Below are 15,425 nucleotides of genomic sequence, written 5' to 3' on the forward strand. Positions count from 1 at the left end.
ATATACATTTTAGTGGAGTCACATGAACAATATATGAAACAGCCCTATTATATCGTTTTATTCGTGGGCTTTTTCTTCCTGTTAATTGGTAAATATACGTATGTCCAAAAACCAACATCTATTGTTGTACAACGCTTTCTTACCTTAATGTGTGTTAGCGCAATTGCAATGATATTTTCTATTCCTTCAAGCCGAGGAATACAGGTGGCTCAAATAGTTGAAGCTCTAGCTGTTTGCTTAGCACCTTATGTGCTTCTTGAATTTTTTAAATATTTTCCGAGTTCAAGAAGACCAAAATTCTTCCATGCTGTCTCCTCTATTGCAAAGTGGGCGGGCATCGTTTGTTTCGTCACTTATACATGGGGAAATATAGTAGCAAATGAGCCATCTATAAAAGTCATTGCTCGATTATTTATTGTGCTTAACATCATTATGGCTGTTTGTACATGTGTTGTGTTAATTGCGTTCCACCTCGGTTCGAACTCAAAAAAAGTAAAAAATGATTTATATGTGCTTATTTTGGGTCTATGTTTATCGTTCGCTCCGATGATTCTTTTTAGTTTCGTCCCAAGTATTTTGTTTAAATTTCCATCCATCCCCTTTTATTATACGATGGTAAGTATCATTTTCTTTCCTCTCACTCTCTCATATTTATTAACTAAACAAGGAATTGCAGATTGGCGTGTCGTCGCGAAGCAAATTGGGAGAAAAATCGTCATTTTATGTATAAGTTTATTGATATGTAATATTGTACTGTTCACAATAAACTATAGTTTACCTTTATTATCCATAAATACATTCTTTATATTTTTCATTACTATATACCAAATGGTTCAAGAATATTTCACATACCAAACAAAACAAATAACGAAAGGCTTAACTAATAAACATGCATACTCTATTCAAGAATATGAAAAGTGGAAGCTGGCTATGTTTTTACATGATGAAATATTACAAGAGCTCATTGTTATCTTCCAAAGATTTCAACTGAGAAAAAATGAAAACGACGACAAACAAATTTATGAGATGCTACGAGATAAAATTCACAAAGTACGCGAGATGTGCGAAAACGTATACCCTATGTTTGTGGAACATCTAGGTTTAGAAAATAGCTTATATGGACTGCGAAACAAAATCAAAATCGAACACCATCTTGATGTTGAAGTTTACTATGATTTAGGGATGAGAATTATTCCATTATCTTTACAAGTTACTCTATATCGAATCATCCGCGAGCTCGCTTATAATGCTGTTAAACATGCAGAAGCTACATTGATTATTATTTCACTATGGGAAGAAGATGAGATGCTTCATATTTCTGTTGAAGATGATGGAAAAGGATTTTCCGCCCCTACACATATATCTCAAATAATCGAAAAACATCGCTTCGGATTAGCTTCCATTGAAAAACAATTATATATGTTAGGCGGAAGATGGGACATATATTCCGACCAGCAACTCGGAACACGGATTTTTATAATGATTCCATTTGAGGAGGTGGAAAAGTATGAAGATAAAAGTATTACTAGTTGATGATCATGTGCTTATGATTGAAGGATTAAAAGAATTGCTTGAAAGAGAAGAAGATATGTATGTTGTGGGAACAGTTTTACATTTATCTCAGCTACAAGAATCTGTCGAAACATTGAATCCTCATGTGATCGTAATGGATATTCGTTTAAAAGATGGAAATGGATTAGAGTGGACAAAGAAGATGAAAATGTTATATCCAAATTGCAAAATTGTCATTTTATCTGGATATAACTATAGCGAATACATCAGAGCTGCGAAACATGCTGGGGCATCTGCATTTGTAGTAAAAGAGGAGTCTATCCTTCAGTTAGCGAATGCAATACGCCGAGCATATGAAGGGGTCGCATTTTTTCCGAATGATGTAGATGAAGAAGAAAACATTTCTCTAACGAAAATGGAACTTGTCATTCTAAAATTAATTGCTCAAGATAAAACAAACGAGAATATTAGTCATTCATTAAATATAAGCCGCCGAACAGTAGAACATCATGTTTCTACCATCATAAAGAAACTGCGAGTTGATTCTCGAGTTGGAGCGGTAGTGAAAGCAATGAAAGAAGGAATCATTGAACCTTAAATGTAAAACATAAAAAGCATGGGCAAGCATTTCCCATGCTTTTCATTTGATCTGCTGTAGCGTATATTGATTAATTTCAAACACATGGTCACAGAGAATATCTATATCTTCTTGATTATGGCTCGTTATAAGCATCGTTTTCCCTTCCGTCTTAAATGAAAGAAGCATCTGACGTATATTGTCCACACTCGTACGATCTAATGCGTTAAATGGTTCATCTAAAATTAACGTTTGTTGATCTTCCATGATCGCTTGTGCTAACGCTAATTTTTGTTTCATTCCTAATGAATAGTGTTTCACTTTTTGCTTTGCATCTGGATCAAGTCCAACTCGTTCCATTGTTTTCCGAATCTTTTGGTCATCAATTTGATTTTTAATTAAGGCTAATTCTTTCAAATTTTGGAATTCTGTTTTATTTGCTATATATCCTGGGCGCTCAATAATAATTCCAAATTGATCTGGAAAGCGGTTGTTTAAACCAATTTCTTTTCCATCTACACGAACAATTCCAACATCAGGTTTTAAAAAACCACATATGAGCTTAAAAAACACTGACTTCCCTGAACCATTTGGACCCGTAATTCCATATGTTTTTCCTTTTTCAATCATAACGTTCACATGTTGAAAGACAAGAACTCCTTTAAAAGATTTGCATACATCTCGCAGTTCAATATGCACCATGTTGATCACCTTCTCTAAAACATTTTTCTTCGCAAAAGAAGGGACATACTCATTACTATTCCCGTCAACCATAAAATCAAAACAAGGCTAATCAAATAAACGGATCTTCCTTCAAAAACATACATTAAGCTATTTAGCTTAAATGGAATGAACGGTGAAGTGGAACATCCCGTTATGATAACGAGCAACGCTATACCATAAAAGCGATTTCGGGTCAAAAAATTAAAAAGCATGACGAACAACACATACACAACTATTTGTAAATAACCATTAATAAAAAAGTGGTACAACAAAGAAAATAATGAAATGTCTTGTTGAAATGAAGTGAAAAAACGAAACGACAGCCCCTTTAATAGCGAAATCGCGAGTGATACAAAAAAAAGAAACACGAGATAAAGCCAAGCAAGCCATGTCATCATTAAAATCTCTTTCTTTAGCCACTTATGAGCTGATCTATACCGTATGAGCTCGTAATAAACCATGTTCTTTTTTTCTTTTTCCCAACATACATTTACAATATAAACAAATCCTACGTAAATAATCATATATGTTAAAAGAGGCAAGAGGCGGAAATGTTTTGTTGTGCCTAAAAAAACAACTCCAAAAAAGTCCATTGACGTTTTCATATTTTTCGATTGTTGTACCCACATCACTACAAAAACTGTCAACAAGAACAACACCATGTGTTTGTATTGGCTGAAAAACCCCATGATCCTTCTCCTGTTCCACAATGCAACCAATACACATGCAATAAAAAAGAATACAAAAAGTGGAAATGCCTGATGATGAAATGTTTCTAAAGTTTGTGTAAGAGAAAAATAACTAGATATCTTGAATTCTCCAAGGTGATTTGGAAAACGCTTAAAAGACACAATGGTATACACCCATATGGAAAACACAAAGACAATAAGCACTCGAACTCGTTGAATAAGTAAATAGAAAAAACAAAAAATAATATGCAAACAAATAAAAAAGCAAGAGAGCAATAAAATTTGCCACAAAAACGCAACGAACGGATCGTGAATAAACTTCTGTATTGTCTGGGTTTCAGTAAGCAGCATATAATCTTTACTCAAAGTGCTCCAAGAACTAGAGAATGAAACCCCTTTTAATAAGATCAGACTGACGCACGACCATATGAAAATAGTTGTTGTAAGTATTTCTAAAAAGCGAATCGTTGTTTGATAAACCCATCTATTTAAAGAGCCTAGTCTTATGAGTACAACATATTCATAGTAAGAAACAATATAAAAAACAGAGTAGAAGCAAAGAAATGGAAAGATGAAATATGTAACGAGATACGGATTCCCGAAATAAGATATGATGAAATCCCACATATTCACTTCTTTCTTACCTGTATAACTTAGGAAAAAAATGTATTCCTTACTTCTTAAACTATAAAGATAAATGATGCACGCTACGACACCCCACTTGAAGTAATCCAGCTTGCTACGAAAAATCCTAAACATACATTTCATCCACTCTTCCCTTTACACATGCAACTAAAGCAGAAACAATAAACGTTAATAAGAAAAATGGAACGAGCACCGTCCACATTGGTTGTTGAAAAATCCGAAAAGGAAAAATGGATACATCTGGAGCAAATTGATCCAATCCTACAATTTGAGCAAAAAAGGTGCCTAGCAAATAATAGATAAATGGGGTAAAAAACGCAACGAGCATTTTATCCATAAGCATCATTAAAACTAATCCGAAAGTGGCATACAACATTCCATTCAAACCAACCCATGTTGCATAAATTAAACCATAAGACAAAGTTCCAAGCGATAGAAGTTGTTCAAATGTCGTATATGGAATCGGATTGTTTAAATATTCATATAAACTGACTAATTCAAGCTTTGGTACGATATACATACAAAAAATGAAAGGAATAAACATCATTAGAAAAGATATTACAAATGAAGCAATTGCATTTGCTATTATTTTACTAAAAAAATAATGTGAAAGAGATACCCTTGCTTGTGCATAAAGCAGAAATCGATTTTTCTTTTCATCCAAAAAATGCACAGCATAGAGCAAAACCATTAAAATTGGAAAGAAAAGAGAAATACCTCCAGAATATAAACGTAAAAATATCTCAATATATCTGTAAAAAACATATTGATCTTTAATCACGAAAAAATACGCGATAGGAAAAAGTACAACGGAAGTCCATATGATAATATTTCTTTTATTTAACATTCGTTTCAACTCAACACGTACTTGTTCTTGCAAAACAATCCTCCTCCCTCTCTTCGATGGAAAGCAGGGAAATAATTTTCCCTGTTTTTAGTTGCTACGCCATTCCCCTTTCACTCGTACATCAACAACCTCATTGAAATCTGTACTAAACTCCACTCTCGTACTTGCACCTTTTTTTATCGAATTAGGTAGTTTAAATGGTCCACCAACGGTAGCTACCCGCACCCAGCTACCTGTTCCACCATCATATGAATGAGCTCTTGCATCAATCGCTTTTCCTAAGGTAGACACTTTCAAATCTACCGATTCCCCGCTTTTAGATTTTTCTTGTTGTGGAGTAAATGCATTTCCATTAAATTTCGGAACAATAACGTCATACCCCTCGTAGTTTGTTCCAGCCTAAGCTACGACCCCCATAGAAATTAACGCCATCGAAAATACAATAGCAAACATTTTCTTTTTCAATTCTATCGCTCCTTCTTCCCCTAATTTTGTACGTCACCGATCGTTTCACTACTAATTATAAAAAAAAAAGAAAACATGTATATCCGTATTTTCCGCAATATTCCTTATGAAAGGTTATAAATTCAAGATATGAAAAAGGAGCGTTCCAAAAGTAACGGAACACCCCTTGTTATTCATACTGAAAAAACGTTTTTAGCTACTAAACTCCCTTATACGCTTGGCGATAAATGTAAGCGAGGTCGCTCACTAATGGCAATTTTGGATTAGCTGTTGTACATTGATCTTCAAACGCTAATTCAGCGAGTTGTTCAACTTTGCTTTCAAACTCTTCTTTTTTCACACCTGTAGCTGCAATGCTTAGCGGCATATCGAGTTCTTTTGCCAACTTAATGATTGCTTGAACAAGGCTTTCGACACCTTCTTCTGTCGTTTTTGCTGGCAAGCCGAGCAAGCGCGCAATTTGAGCATAACGTTCGTCAGCTACGAAATGTTCATACTTCGGAAATGCGGTAAACTTCTTCGGTTTTTGTGCATTGTAACGAATGACATGCGGCATTAAAATCGTATTCGCCCGTCCGTGTGGGATATGGAATTCTGCCCCAAGTTTATGCGCTAAGCTATGGTTAATGCCTAAAAATGCGTTCGCAAATGCCATACCCGCAATCGTTGACGCGTTATGCATTTTTTCGCGCGCGACTTCATCGTTTCCATTTTTGTATGCGCGTGGCAAGTATTCGAACACAAGTTGAATGGCTTTTAGTGCTAATCCGTCTGTGTAGTCGTTCGCCATGTTCGATACGTACGCTTCAATCGCATGCGTCAATACGTCCATACCTGTATCCGCTGTAATATGTTTTGGCATCGTCATCACAAATTGTGGGTCAACGATGGCGACATCCGGTGTTAACTCATAATCAGCAAGCGGATATTTCACATTATTTTTCTTATCTGTAATAACCGCAAATGATGTGACTTCTGAGCCGGTACCGGACGTTGTCGGAATAGCGACAAACTGCGCTTTTTGACCAAGCTTCGGATATTTAAATACGCGTTTACGAATATCTAAAAACTTTTGTTTTAAGCCATTGAAGTCGGTATTTGGATGTTCATAGAACAACCACATCGCTTTCGCTGCGTCCATCGCCGAACCACCGCCGAGCGCGATGATGACGTCTGGCTGGAACGCATGCATCATGTCGGCACCTTTCATCACTGTTTCAATTGATGGATCTGGTTCAACTTCTGAGAAAATTTCACAATGCACATAATCTGGACGTTTGCGCAAATAGTACAACACTTTATCCACATAGCCAAGCTTCACCATGCCCGGATCTGTAACGATAAAGGCGCGTGAGATGTTTGGCATTTTCGCTAAATATTGTGTCGCGTATTTTTCGAAATAAATTTTCGGCGGAACTTTAAACCATTGCATGTTTACATTCCTTCTCGCTAATTTTTTAATGTTAATTAAATGTGTCGCACCGACGTTTGTCGAAACAGAGTTGCCACCGAACGTACCACAGCCGAGCGTCAACGATGGGATGTATGCGTTGTAAATATCGCCGATCGCTCCTTGTGAAGATGGGGCGTTCGAAATAATTCGTCCCGCTTTCATTCGCTTACCGAATTCAAGAATGACGTCTTGATTTTCCGAATGAATGACAGCGGAGTGGCCAAGTCCACCAAATTCAAGCATTTCTTCTGCTCGTTTTAATCCTTCTTCTGTACTATTCACCTTATAACACGCCAATACCGGGCTTAATTTTTCACGAGAAAGCGGCTCTTGTGGACCGACGCTTTTTAGTTCTGCCACGAGAATTTTTGTATCAGCTGGCACATCGACGCCTGCCATTTTTGCGATTTCATATGCTGGTTTACCGACGATATTCGCATTGACTGCGCACGTATTTTCATTAATGACAAGCTTTTCAACTTTTTTCTTTTCTTCTTCATTTAAGAAATAACATTTGTTTGCGATCATTTCGTTTTTTACGGCATCATAAATTTCTTTATCAATAATGACCGCTTGTTCAGATGCACAAATCATGCCGTTATCAAACGTTTTAGAAAGAATAAGATCGTTCACCGCACGTTTAATATTTGCTGTTTTCTCAATATAGCAAGGTACGTTACCAGGCCCAACCCCTAACGCTGGCTTTCCTGAGCTATATGCCGCTTTCACCATGCCTGCTCCACCTGTCGCAAGAATAAGCGAAACACCAGGATGATGCATCAATTGTTGCGTCGCTTCGACAGAAGGAGTTTCGATCCATTGAATACAATGCTCTGGCGCACCTGCTGCAATCGCTGCATCCCGTAAAATGCGTGCCGCTTCACTGCTACATGTTTGCGCAGATGGGTGGAACGCAAAAATGATTGGATTGCGCGTTTTAATAGAAATGAGCGCTTTAAACATTGTTGTTGACGTTGGGTTTGTTACCGGTGTGACCCCAGCGATCACCCCAACAGGCTCGGCAATTTCAATGATGCCTTCTTGTTCATTTTCTCGGATGACGCCAACCGTTTTATCGTATTTAATGTTATGGTAAATATATTCTGTCGCAAAAATGTTTTTAATAATTTTATCTTCATACACGCCGCGCTTTGTTTCTTCAATGGCTAGTTTCGCTAAATACATATGTTTATCAAGCCCAGCTAACGCCATTTGTTTAACAATATGATCAATTGTTTCTTGATCGTAATCGCGAAACGCTTTTAACGCTTTCTGAGCATTAGCAACGAGCGTATCAATCATTTTCGTAACTTCTTTCTTTTGGTCCAATACTTTCTCCTCCACAGCCATATAAGCCCCTCCCATAATTATTCTTGTGAAAAAATTCACAAATTAATCGAAAAATAAAAATGTGATTGTTTTCACATTTTTATTATAATGAATTACATTTCGTTTGTGTGTGTCATATTTGTGAAATATTGAGCAAATGTATTTTGTAAGAAAACTGCTTCTTGGAAAAGAAGCAGCTATTCACATACGGGATTGCGTGGAATCTTTGTAAACGAAATATCGTTGTACATGCGCGTATTCCGTTTAACGATCACGACGTAGTTAACCGTCCATATATAAGAAGGAATATCTTGGTTATCTTCAAACATCATCGCTTCAAATTCATCGCCAATCATCTCTTCGAATAATTCCAATGTGTATGTTTCGGCATCTGTCGAAAAGTCTCTCCATTCGCATATAAGCATCTTTTGTCACCTCAACTTTTCTGTTGTTACCATTATTGTAACATTATTTTTTTATTTTTATATTGTGAAATATTGAACAAATAATGAATATTACTTATTCGTTATATATGCTTGTTTCGGATGATTTGGTTGGTCTGGATACTTTAAGCGCATTTTTCCTTCTGCTAATAACTTTCCTAAATAATTGTTTCGTAAACCGTCTGGCGTCCGATCTAGTAAATACGCGATTTGTTTTAACATTAACGGTCGATGAGCGCATAGTTGCAAAATGATTTCTTCCATTTTAGCCGGTGCAAGCCTTTTTTTCTTACGTGCAATTTCAGCAATGTTCCATAGCTCCTGATCGACATTTATTTCTTCTTCCCCATCCGATTTATTTACGGAGTCAAAAGACATATTTATGGAGCTTTCATCTTTATTTATGGAGTCATGCTTATTATTTACAGAGTTAAGCTCTTTATTCACGGAGTCCATTCCGCTATTTAAGGAGTTTTCATCTTTATTTACGGACTTAATCTCGTTATTAAAGGAGTTTTGTTCAATATTATAGAAGTTGTCATCTTTATTTATGGAGTCCAATAATATCACATCATCCGCCCAATCACTTACTGTCCCAATCCCATCTATTCGTTCGTGTCTTTCTGGAACGGACACAATAGGCAATGTAACGACCGTTCGTTTTTGAAAATCATATTGCTCGACAGCAAGTTGTTGTAAGCAAATCGTCTCTATCGTTTTTAAACCGACTCCAGCACGTTTACAAAACTGAATGTAAATAAACATTTTAAACATATTCGGATTGCGCAAATGGCTAATCCCACCGCTATATGCTTGTTCTAAAGGAATGCCGAAAAGCCCAGGATTAGAAAATTGTATATATGATCGCTGCCGTTCAGCAACAATACCTCCATCACCGTTGTAATCGGCATGGACAATCGCGTTGATGAGTGCTTCATGCACAGCTTCTTTTTCGAATTCAGATACGTCTTTTAGTTCGTTCATCACTTTGAAATAAAAATCATAAATATTTCCCGACCATGTTCCGTCTTGTGAGGTGAAACGATTTGTCCAATGCATATCATTGTCGTCATGCTCACGATATTCCAAAAAGTATTGTGGTAACACTTCTGTAATCATTCGCTCTTCGCTGAACATAAGTAGCCCTGCTAATGTGAGCCCTTCTTTGTTTGTATCTCGTATTTTTCCCCACGCCCCAATTTTATATAAAAAATCTTTCGTTTCTAATCCGTTCCATGGATGGTTTGGCTTTGCTTTCGCAAATTGTTCGCGATAATGACGAACAGATTCTAAATGCAATTCATTAAGCCCGTAATGTTCTAACACCACGTTATCTTGTAAACGAATGTTTGCATCTTTATTCACTTTCGATCTCCCTCTTACGTTATGTTATAAAAACGTTTCTATACTCGTCTATTTCCATTTTATCATCTTTACAAATGTTCATCATAAACTTTTCGATTTGGGGAAAATTAAGAAAAACATGGTTATGGAGGAACAAAAACATGTCTCTACCAAAGTTATCACAATCGTATTGGCTACAAACAACAACGATTCCGTCTTTTCCACCTCTTATGCAACCGATTAGAACGGATGTGGCGATTATTGGAGGGGGGATAACAGGCGTTACGACTGCTTATTTGCTCGCTAAACAAGGAGTGCGTGTCACCGTCATCGAAGCAGATCGGCTATGTCACAGCACAACAGGGCATACGACTGCAAAAATGACTGCCCAGCATGATCTCATTTATCATGAACTGATAGCCCACTTTGGCGAAGATAGTGCTCGTCAATATTACGAAGCAAATAAAGAAGCGTTGCAATCGATTTTGCACATCATAAAAGAACATGATATTCATTGCGACTTATCGGTAGAAGACGCATACGTGTATACGACTGAAGAAACGCAATTATATAAGCTTGAGGCGGAATGGAAAGCGTATGAAACGCTCGGCATCGACGGGGCATATGTCAATCAACTGTCGCTTCCATTCTCCATCCAAGGTGCAGTCATGATGCGCAATCAAGCACAATTTCATCCGCTCCACTATGTAAAAACATTGATCGAGCTTGCGGCAAAACATGGGGCATCGTTTTATGAACAAACCGTCGCGGTCGATATTGAACCGACAACGCAGCCCATCGTGAAAATGAAAAACGGAGCTACCGTGACGTGCGATACGATCATCATTTGTACTCATTTCCCATTTTTTGATCCTTCTTTTTATTTTGCTCGCTTACATGCCGAACGGTCATACGTCATTGCAGTCGAAGTTGACGAACGATTGCAAGGCATGTATTTAAGCGCAAATGAACCAAAGCGATCTCTTCGCTGCACGACGATGGATGGAAAGCCACTTCTTCTAATCGGTGGTGAATCGCATAAAGTCGGACAAGGGATCAACATGATTCAACACTATGAAGCGTTACAAGCATTTAGTGAACATATGTTTGGTTTGTCACATGTGCTATATCGTTGGTCGGCACAAGATCTCGTCACGCTAGACAATCTTCCATACATCGGTCCAATTCGCAAAAGTCTCCCTCACATTCTTGTTGCGACAGGATATCGAAAATGGGGGATGACGACAAGTATGGTCGCTGCTCGTCTTTTGACAGATTTAGCGTTACAAAAAGAAAATCGTTACGCGCATTTATTTACTCCGTCGCGATTTGTCGCTGACCCGTCATTAAACAGTTTGTTGACAGAAGGCATCGATGTCGCTAAACATTTTTTAACTGGAAAGCTCGAATATGCTCTTCGTACCCCGCGCGACATATCGAAAGGGGAAGGGGCAGTGGTCAATGTGGACGGAAAACGGGCAGGTGCCTATCGCGATGAACAAGGCACACTGTATGTCGTCGATACAACGTGTACGCATATGGGTTGCGAACTTGAGTGGAACAATAGTGAAAGATCATGGGACTGCCCGTGCCACGGTTCACGCTTCTGTTTTACTGGAAAAGTGCTAGAAGGACCAGCTATCGAACCACTTCAACAGCTTAAAGGGGATGAATGATGAACGGAATACAACAAACCGTCACGCACTCGCTCGATATGAACGAACAAACGTTGCGTGATTATTTTACAAAAACGCCTGATCTCATATATTGTCATCTACTTATCGGGGAACGAAAAAGGCGAGCGTTGCTTATTTATCTCAATACGCTCGTTGATAAAAACTCGATTAACAATAACATTATTGATCCGCTTTTGTTTGAAACGAAACAAATCGAAACAATTACAGATATTCAACTGCCAATCGGCTCAAAATCATATACGACAAAATGGGAACATGTCATTCAACATGTGTTCCAAGGAGAAACTGCGCTATTGCTCGACGGCGATGACCACGTATTGCTGTTAGATACGCAAGGATGGCCGCAACGAGCGATCGCTGAACCGCAAATTGAATCGTCGCTGAAAGGATCGCACCAAGGGTTTATTGAAACGTGCGAAAAAAATATTGCGCTCATTCGACGTTATTTGCCGCATCAACAATTAAAAATTGAAGAGACGACGGTTGGCAGACGCGGTCATACGCCTGTTTCTATTTTATATTTAGAAGATGTTGCTCACCCCGAAGTACTACAAGAGCTGAAAGATCGCATCGAGCAAATCGACGTCGATACGATCGTTAATACAGGTGAACTTATGCAACTGATTGAAGATAATCCGTTTTCGCCATTTCCGCAATTTTTATTGACGGAACGGCCGGATGCAGCAGTAAGCAATCTACTACAAGGACGCATCGTCATTGTCGTTGATCGCTCGCCTAGCGTCATGATCGGACCGATGACGTTTATTACCTTCTTCCAAACGGTTGATGACTATAGTACGCGTTGGATGATCGCCTCGTTTTTACGACTTTTGCGGTTACTTGCCTTTTTTATGGCGATTTTTTTACCGTCGGCTTACATCGCGGCTCTTTCGTTTCATTACGAAATTATTCCGCTCAATTTATTGTTAACGGTCGGCGAATCGCGTGAACGGGTTCCTCTTCCTCCGATTCTTGAGGCGATTTTAATGGAACTTGCGATCGAAATGTTGCGTGAAGCAGGGTTACGTTTACCTGCGCCAATCGGGCAAACGGTCGGCATCGTCGGCGGAGTCGTCATCGGACAAGCAGCCGTTGAAGCTGGCATCGTCAGCAACATTATGGTCGTCATCGTGTCGCTCACAGCGATTGCTTCATTTATTATTCCAAATCCTGATATGTCCGAATCGATTCGCTTATTGCGCTTTCCGATGATGATCGCTGCTTCTTTATTCGGTTTAGTCGGAATGGTGATCGGATTTATGGTTATCATCGGGCATCTCATTTCATTGGAGTCGCTTGGCACACCTGCGGGAAGTCCGTTTGCCCCCGCACGACTGCGCGACTGGAAAGATACCATATTGCGCTTCCCGCTCTGGATGATGCGCACGCGTCCGTTATCGGCTCGACCAACACAGCTAACAAGACAAAAAAAAATTCGCAAATAAGTGGTGCGTATGAAACGTTATCAGTTTAATGAAATCACGACAATGCAATATATTTTTCTTATTTCAGGTGTGCAAATCGGCATTGGTATTTTATCGCTTCCTGCTCAGCTTGCTGATATCGCAAACACGGATGGATGGATCGCAATTATTATCGGTTGGGGCATTTCCGTCATCGCTAGTACGGTGATTATTAAGACGATGGAAAAACATGAACAAGATACGATTTTCGATCTCTCGCGCCGCTATTTCGGCCGCATATTTGGTTCGTTGCTTCATCTCGCGTTCGTCGCTTATGCTTTACTTGCGTCTATAACAGTCGTTTTTACAGCTATTCACGTTATACAAACGTGGGTGTTGCCAAATACGCCAAACTATTTACTTATGATGCTATTTATGTTGCCGGGGTTTCTTATTACCCGAAATGGCGTGCGCGTGCTCGGTCGCTATGCCGAATTTGTTTTTTATTTAACGCTTTGGATGCCAGTTCTTATCGCTATACCGTTACAAAAGGGAAACGTTTTACATATGCTCCCTATTTTAAAAGAAGGTTGGGCTCCGATTTTCCAAGCGGTAAAAACAACTGTCTTATCGTTTTTAGGGTTCGAGCTTGCATTCGTGTTTTACCCGTTTTTAAAAGAAAAAAAGCATGCGATAAAAGCGATGGTCATCGCCAACAGCATTTCTGCCTTCACTTTTTTATTAATTACAGTAACATGTTTTATTTTTTTTAGTCCTGATGAAACACCTTCGCTCGTGTGGCCGACGTTATCGTTATTAAAAACGGTCGAGTTTTCATTTATCGAACGGTTCGAAGTCATTTTTTTGTCGTTTTATTTGTTCGTCATGTCGACAACAGGCATTCCGTATATTTTTACGACCGTCTTTGGTATTAGTCAACTGTTTAAAAAACAAGATCATACAATCGTGCTCTTTATCGCTGTGTGCATATTTATTATCGTATCTTTTTTATACAATCCTTCTTTTTCACATATTCAAACGTTCGGATCATGGTGGGAACGATACGGGTTATGGGGGGCGTACATTTTCCCTGCCGTTCTGTTTATTTACGTCTCCGTTGTGCGATGGTTTCGAGGAGGGAAGAAAAAATGAGAAAACATATATATATATTTCTTTGCTTTCTTTTAACGGCTGGATGCGGCATGCAGTCGCAGCTTGATGATTTGACGCTCGTATTAACGGTCGGGTTAGACGAAAAAGACGGAAAGCTGCTCGTTTATTCCGTTAGTCCTGTTTTCAATAAAGAAGCGAAAAACATTTACGAAGTCATTCGCACATCAGGAGTCACGCTTCGCGATAACCGTTTTAAAGCAAACGCCTTCGCTTCCGGAAAAATCGTTGGCGGAAAAACACAAAATGTCGTTGTGAGTAAAAGAATCGCAAAAAATCATGACGTGTTCTCGTATTTAGACGTGTTATATCGTGATCCGAAAAACTCAACTACTGCGAACTTCATCCTTTTTGACGGCCCGTTAAAAAATTTAATGTACATTCGGCTTGATGATAAGCCTCGTTTATCTGTCGCTATTCGAGACGTACTACTGACAGCTGATAAAGGGAAGCAAACGACAAAAATCAATCTTCTTCAATTTCGCCGTTTATCGATTGATCGCGCCCAAACGCCTTTTGCGCCGATAATGAAAGTATATAAAGGGGATCTCGTCGCAGGCGGGATTGCTTTATTTAATGAACAACGAAAATATGTCGGCTCGTTATCACAAAAAGAAAGCCCATATTTTGCGATATTGCAAAAACGTATCAAACCGGCAACCTCTCTTACGCTACCGATTAAAACATCAAAACAAACGGAATACGTAAGCATTTCGATTGAACATGGCGATTTTTCATATAAACCGTCGTTTCAACATGGGACGTTTCGTTTTGATGTGCGCATGAAATTACGCGCCGTCTTAACGGAATCTACAACGTACCTAGATATGAAAAAAGATAAGGAGAAAGTTGAAACATTGCTCGCCAAAGAAATAAAAAAACAGCTTGAGTCAATTATAAAAAAAATGCAAACATACGAGGTCGATCCGATCGGATTCGGCCTATACGCTCGCGCTTACGAGTACAAAGCATTTAAAAAACAAAAAAGCTGGGCAAAAGCATTTGCGAAGGCGGACATCAACATTCGTCCGACCGTTGAAATCGTTAATTACGGCGTGCTCCAATAGCGAAAAAAAGTTGCTCAATATAGGCCGATCATTCATAATGAACTTAAACATGCGAAAAATG

Annotated in this window: 12 protein-coding genes; 6 read left to right on the forward strand and 6 right to left on the reverse strand. The window is 38.6% G+C overall.

Annotated elements, in window-relative coordinates:
* Nucleotides 1-33 precede the first annotated feature (33 nt).
* Nucleotides 34-1,533 (forward strand): sensor histidine kinase, encoded by a 1,500-nt coding sequence (locus ACPF7I_RS14295; protein ID WP_430745551.1) that lies wholly within the window; start codon nucleotides 34-36, stop codon nucleotides 1,531-1,533.
* Nucleotides 1,508-2,110 (forward strand): response regulator transcription factor, encoded by a 603-nt coding sequence (locus tag ACPF7I_RS14300; RefSeq protein WP_430745549.1) that lies wholly within the window; start codon nucleotides 1,508-1,510, stop codon nucleotides 2,108-2,110. Before ACPF7I_RS14295 ends, ACPF7I_RS14300 begins: the two co-directional genes overlap by 26 nt.
* Nucleotides 2,111-2,152: 42 nt before the next feature.
* Here ACPF7I_RS14300 and ACPF7I_RS14305 read toward each other — a convergent pair whose 3' ends face one another.
* The 6 genes from ACPF7I_RS14305 to ACPF7I_RS14330 form a co-directional block, all read right to left on the reverse strand.
* Nucleotides 2,153-2,791, reverse strand: a complete 639-nt coding sequence (locus tag ACPF7I_RS14305) for an ATP-binding cassette domain-containing protein (protein ID WP_430745547.1) — start codon at nucleotides 2,789-2,791, stop codon at nucleotides 2,153-2,155.
* 1,461 nt (nucleotides 2,792-4,252) lie between these two features.
* A complete protein-coding gene (locus ACPF7I_RS14310) occupies nucleotides 4,253-5,026 on the reverse strand; it encodes an ABC transporter permease (protein ID WP_430745544.1) in 774 nt (257 codons plus the stop codon).
* Nucleotides 5,027-5,080: 54 nt separating this feature from the next.
* Nucleotides 5,081-5,290, reverse strand: coding sequence for a hypothetical protein (locus ACPF7I_RS14315; RefSeq protein WP_430745543.1), 210 nt, complete (start codon nucleotides 5,288-5,290; stop codon nucleotides 5,081-5,083).
* Nucleotides 5,291-5,657: 367 nt separating this feature from the next.
* Nucleotides 5,658-8,261 carry a bifunctional acetaldehyde-CoA/alcohol dehydrogenase gene (gene adhE / locus ACPF7I_RS14320; RefSeq protein WP_430745542.1) on the reverse strand — a complete coding sequence of 868 codons (2,604 nt, stop codon included), beginning with the start codon at nucleotides 8,259-8,261 and terminating at the stop codon, nucleotides 5,658-5,660.
* Nucleotides 8,262-8,437: 176 nt separating this feature from the next.
* Nucleotides 8,438-8,665 carry a hypothetical protein gene (locus ACPF7I_RS14325; protein WP_219985470.1) on the reverse strand — a complete coding sequence of 76 codons (228 nt, stop codon included), beginning with the start codon at nucleotides 8,663-8,665 and terminating at the stop codon, nucleotides 8,438-8,440.
* A 90-nt stretch (nucleotides 8,666-8,755) separates the two neighbouring features.
* Complete coding sequence (locus ACPF7I_RS14330) at nucleotides 8,756-10,048, reverse strand: transcriptional regulator (RefSeq protein ID WP_430745541.1); 1,293 nt, start codon at nucleotides 10,046-10,048, stop codon at nucleotides 8,756-8,758.
* Nucleotides 10,049-10,188: 140 nt separating this feature from the next.
* Between ACPF7I_RS14330 and ACPF7I_RS14335 the strand changes: the two genes are divergently transcribed.
* The 4 genes from ACPF7I_RS14335 to ACPF7I_RS14350 are packed head-to-tail and all read left to right on the forward strand — an operon-like array spanning nucleotide 10,189 to nucleotide 15,364.
* The gene (locus tag ACPF7I_RS14335) at nucleotides 10,189-11,703 is read left to right on the forward strand and encodes an FAD-dependent oxidoreductase (RefSeq protein ID WP_430745540.1); all 1,515 of its coding nucleotides are present in this window, start codon (nucleotides 10,189-10,191) and stop codon (nucleotides 11,701-11,703) included.
* A complete protein-coding gene (locus tag ACPF7I_RS14340) occupies nucleotides 11,700-13,169 on the forward strand; it encodes a spore germination protein (RefSeq protein WP_430745539.1) in 1,470 nt (489 codons plus the stop codon). Before ACPF7I_RS14335 ends, ACPF7I_RS14340 begins: the two co-directional genes overlap by 4 nt.
* A 9-nt stretch (nucleotides 13,170-13,178) precedes the next feature.
* The gene (locus tag ACPF7I_RS14345; RefSeq protein WP_430745538.1) at nucleotides 13,179-14,279 is read left to right on the forward strand and encodes a GerAB/ArcD/ProY family transporter; all 1,101 of its coding nucleotides are present in this window, start codon (nucleotides 13,179-13,181) and stop codon (nucleotides 14,277-14,279) included.
* Nucleotides 14,276-15,364 carry a Ger(x)C family spore germination protein gene (locus tag ACPF7I_RS14350; protein ID WP_430745536.1) on the forward strand — a complete coding sequence of 363 codons (1,089 nt, stop codon included), beginning with the start codon at nucleotides 14,276-14,278 and terminating at the stop codon, nucleotides 15,362-15,364. Before ACPF7I_RS14345 ends, ACPF7I_RS14350 begins: the two co-directional genes overlap by 4 nt.
* The last annotated feature ends 61 nt before the right edge of the window (nucleotides 15,365-15,425 follow it).

Source organism: Anoxybacillus dikiliensis (genome assembly GCF_050613275.1).
Classification (GTDB): Bacteria; Bacillota; Bacilli; order Bacillales; family Anoxybacillaceae; genus Anoxybacillus.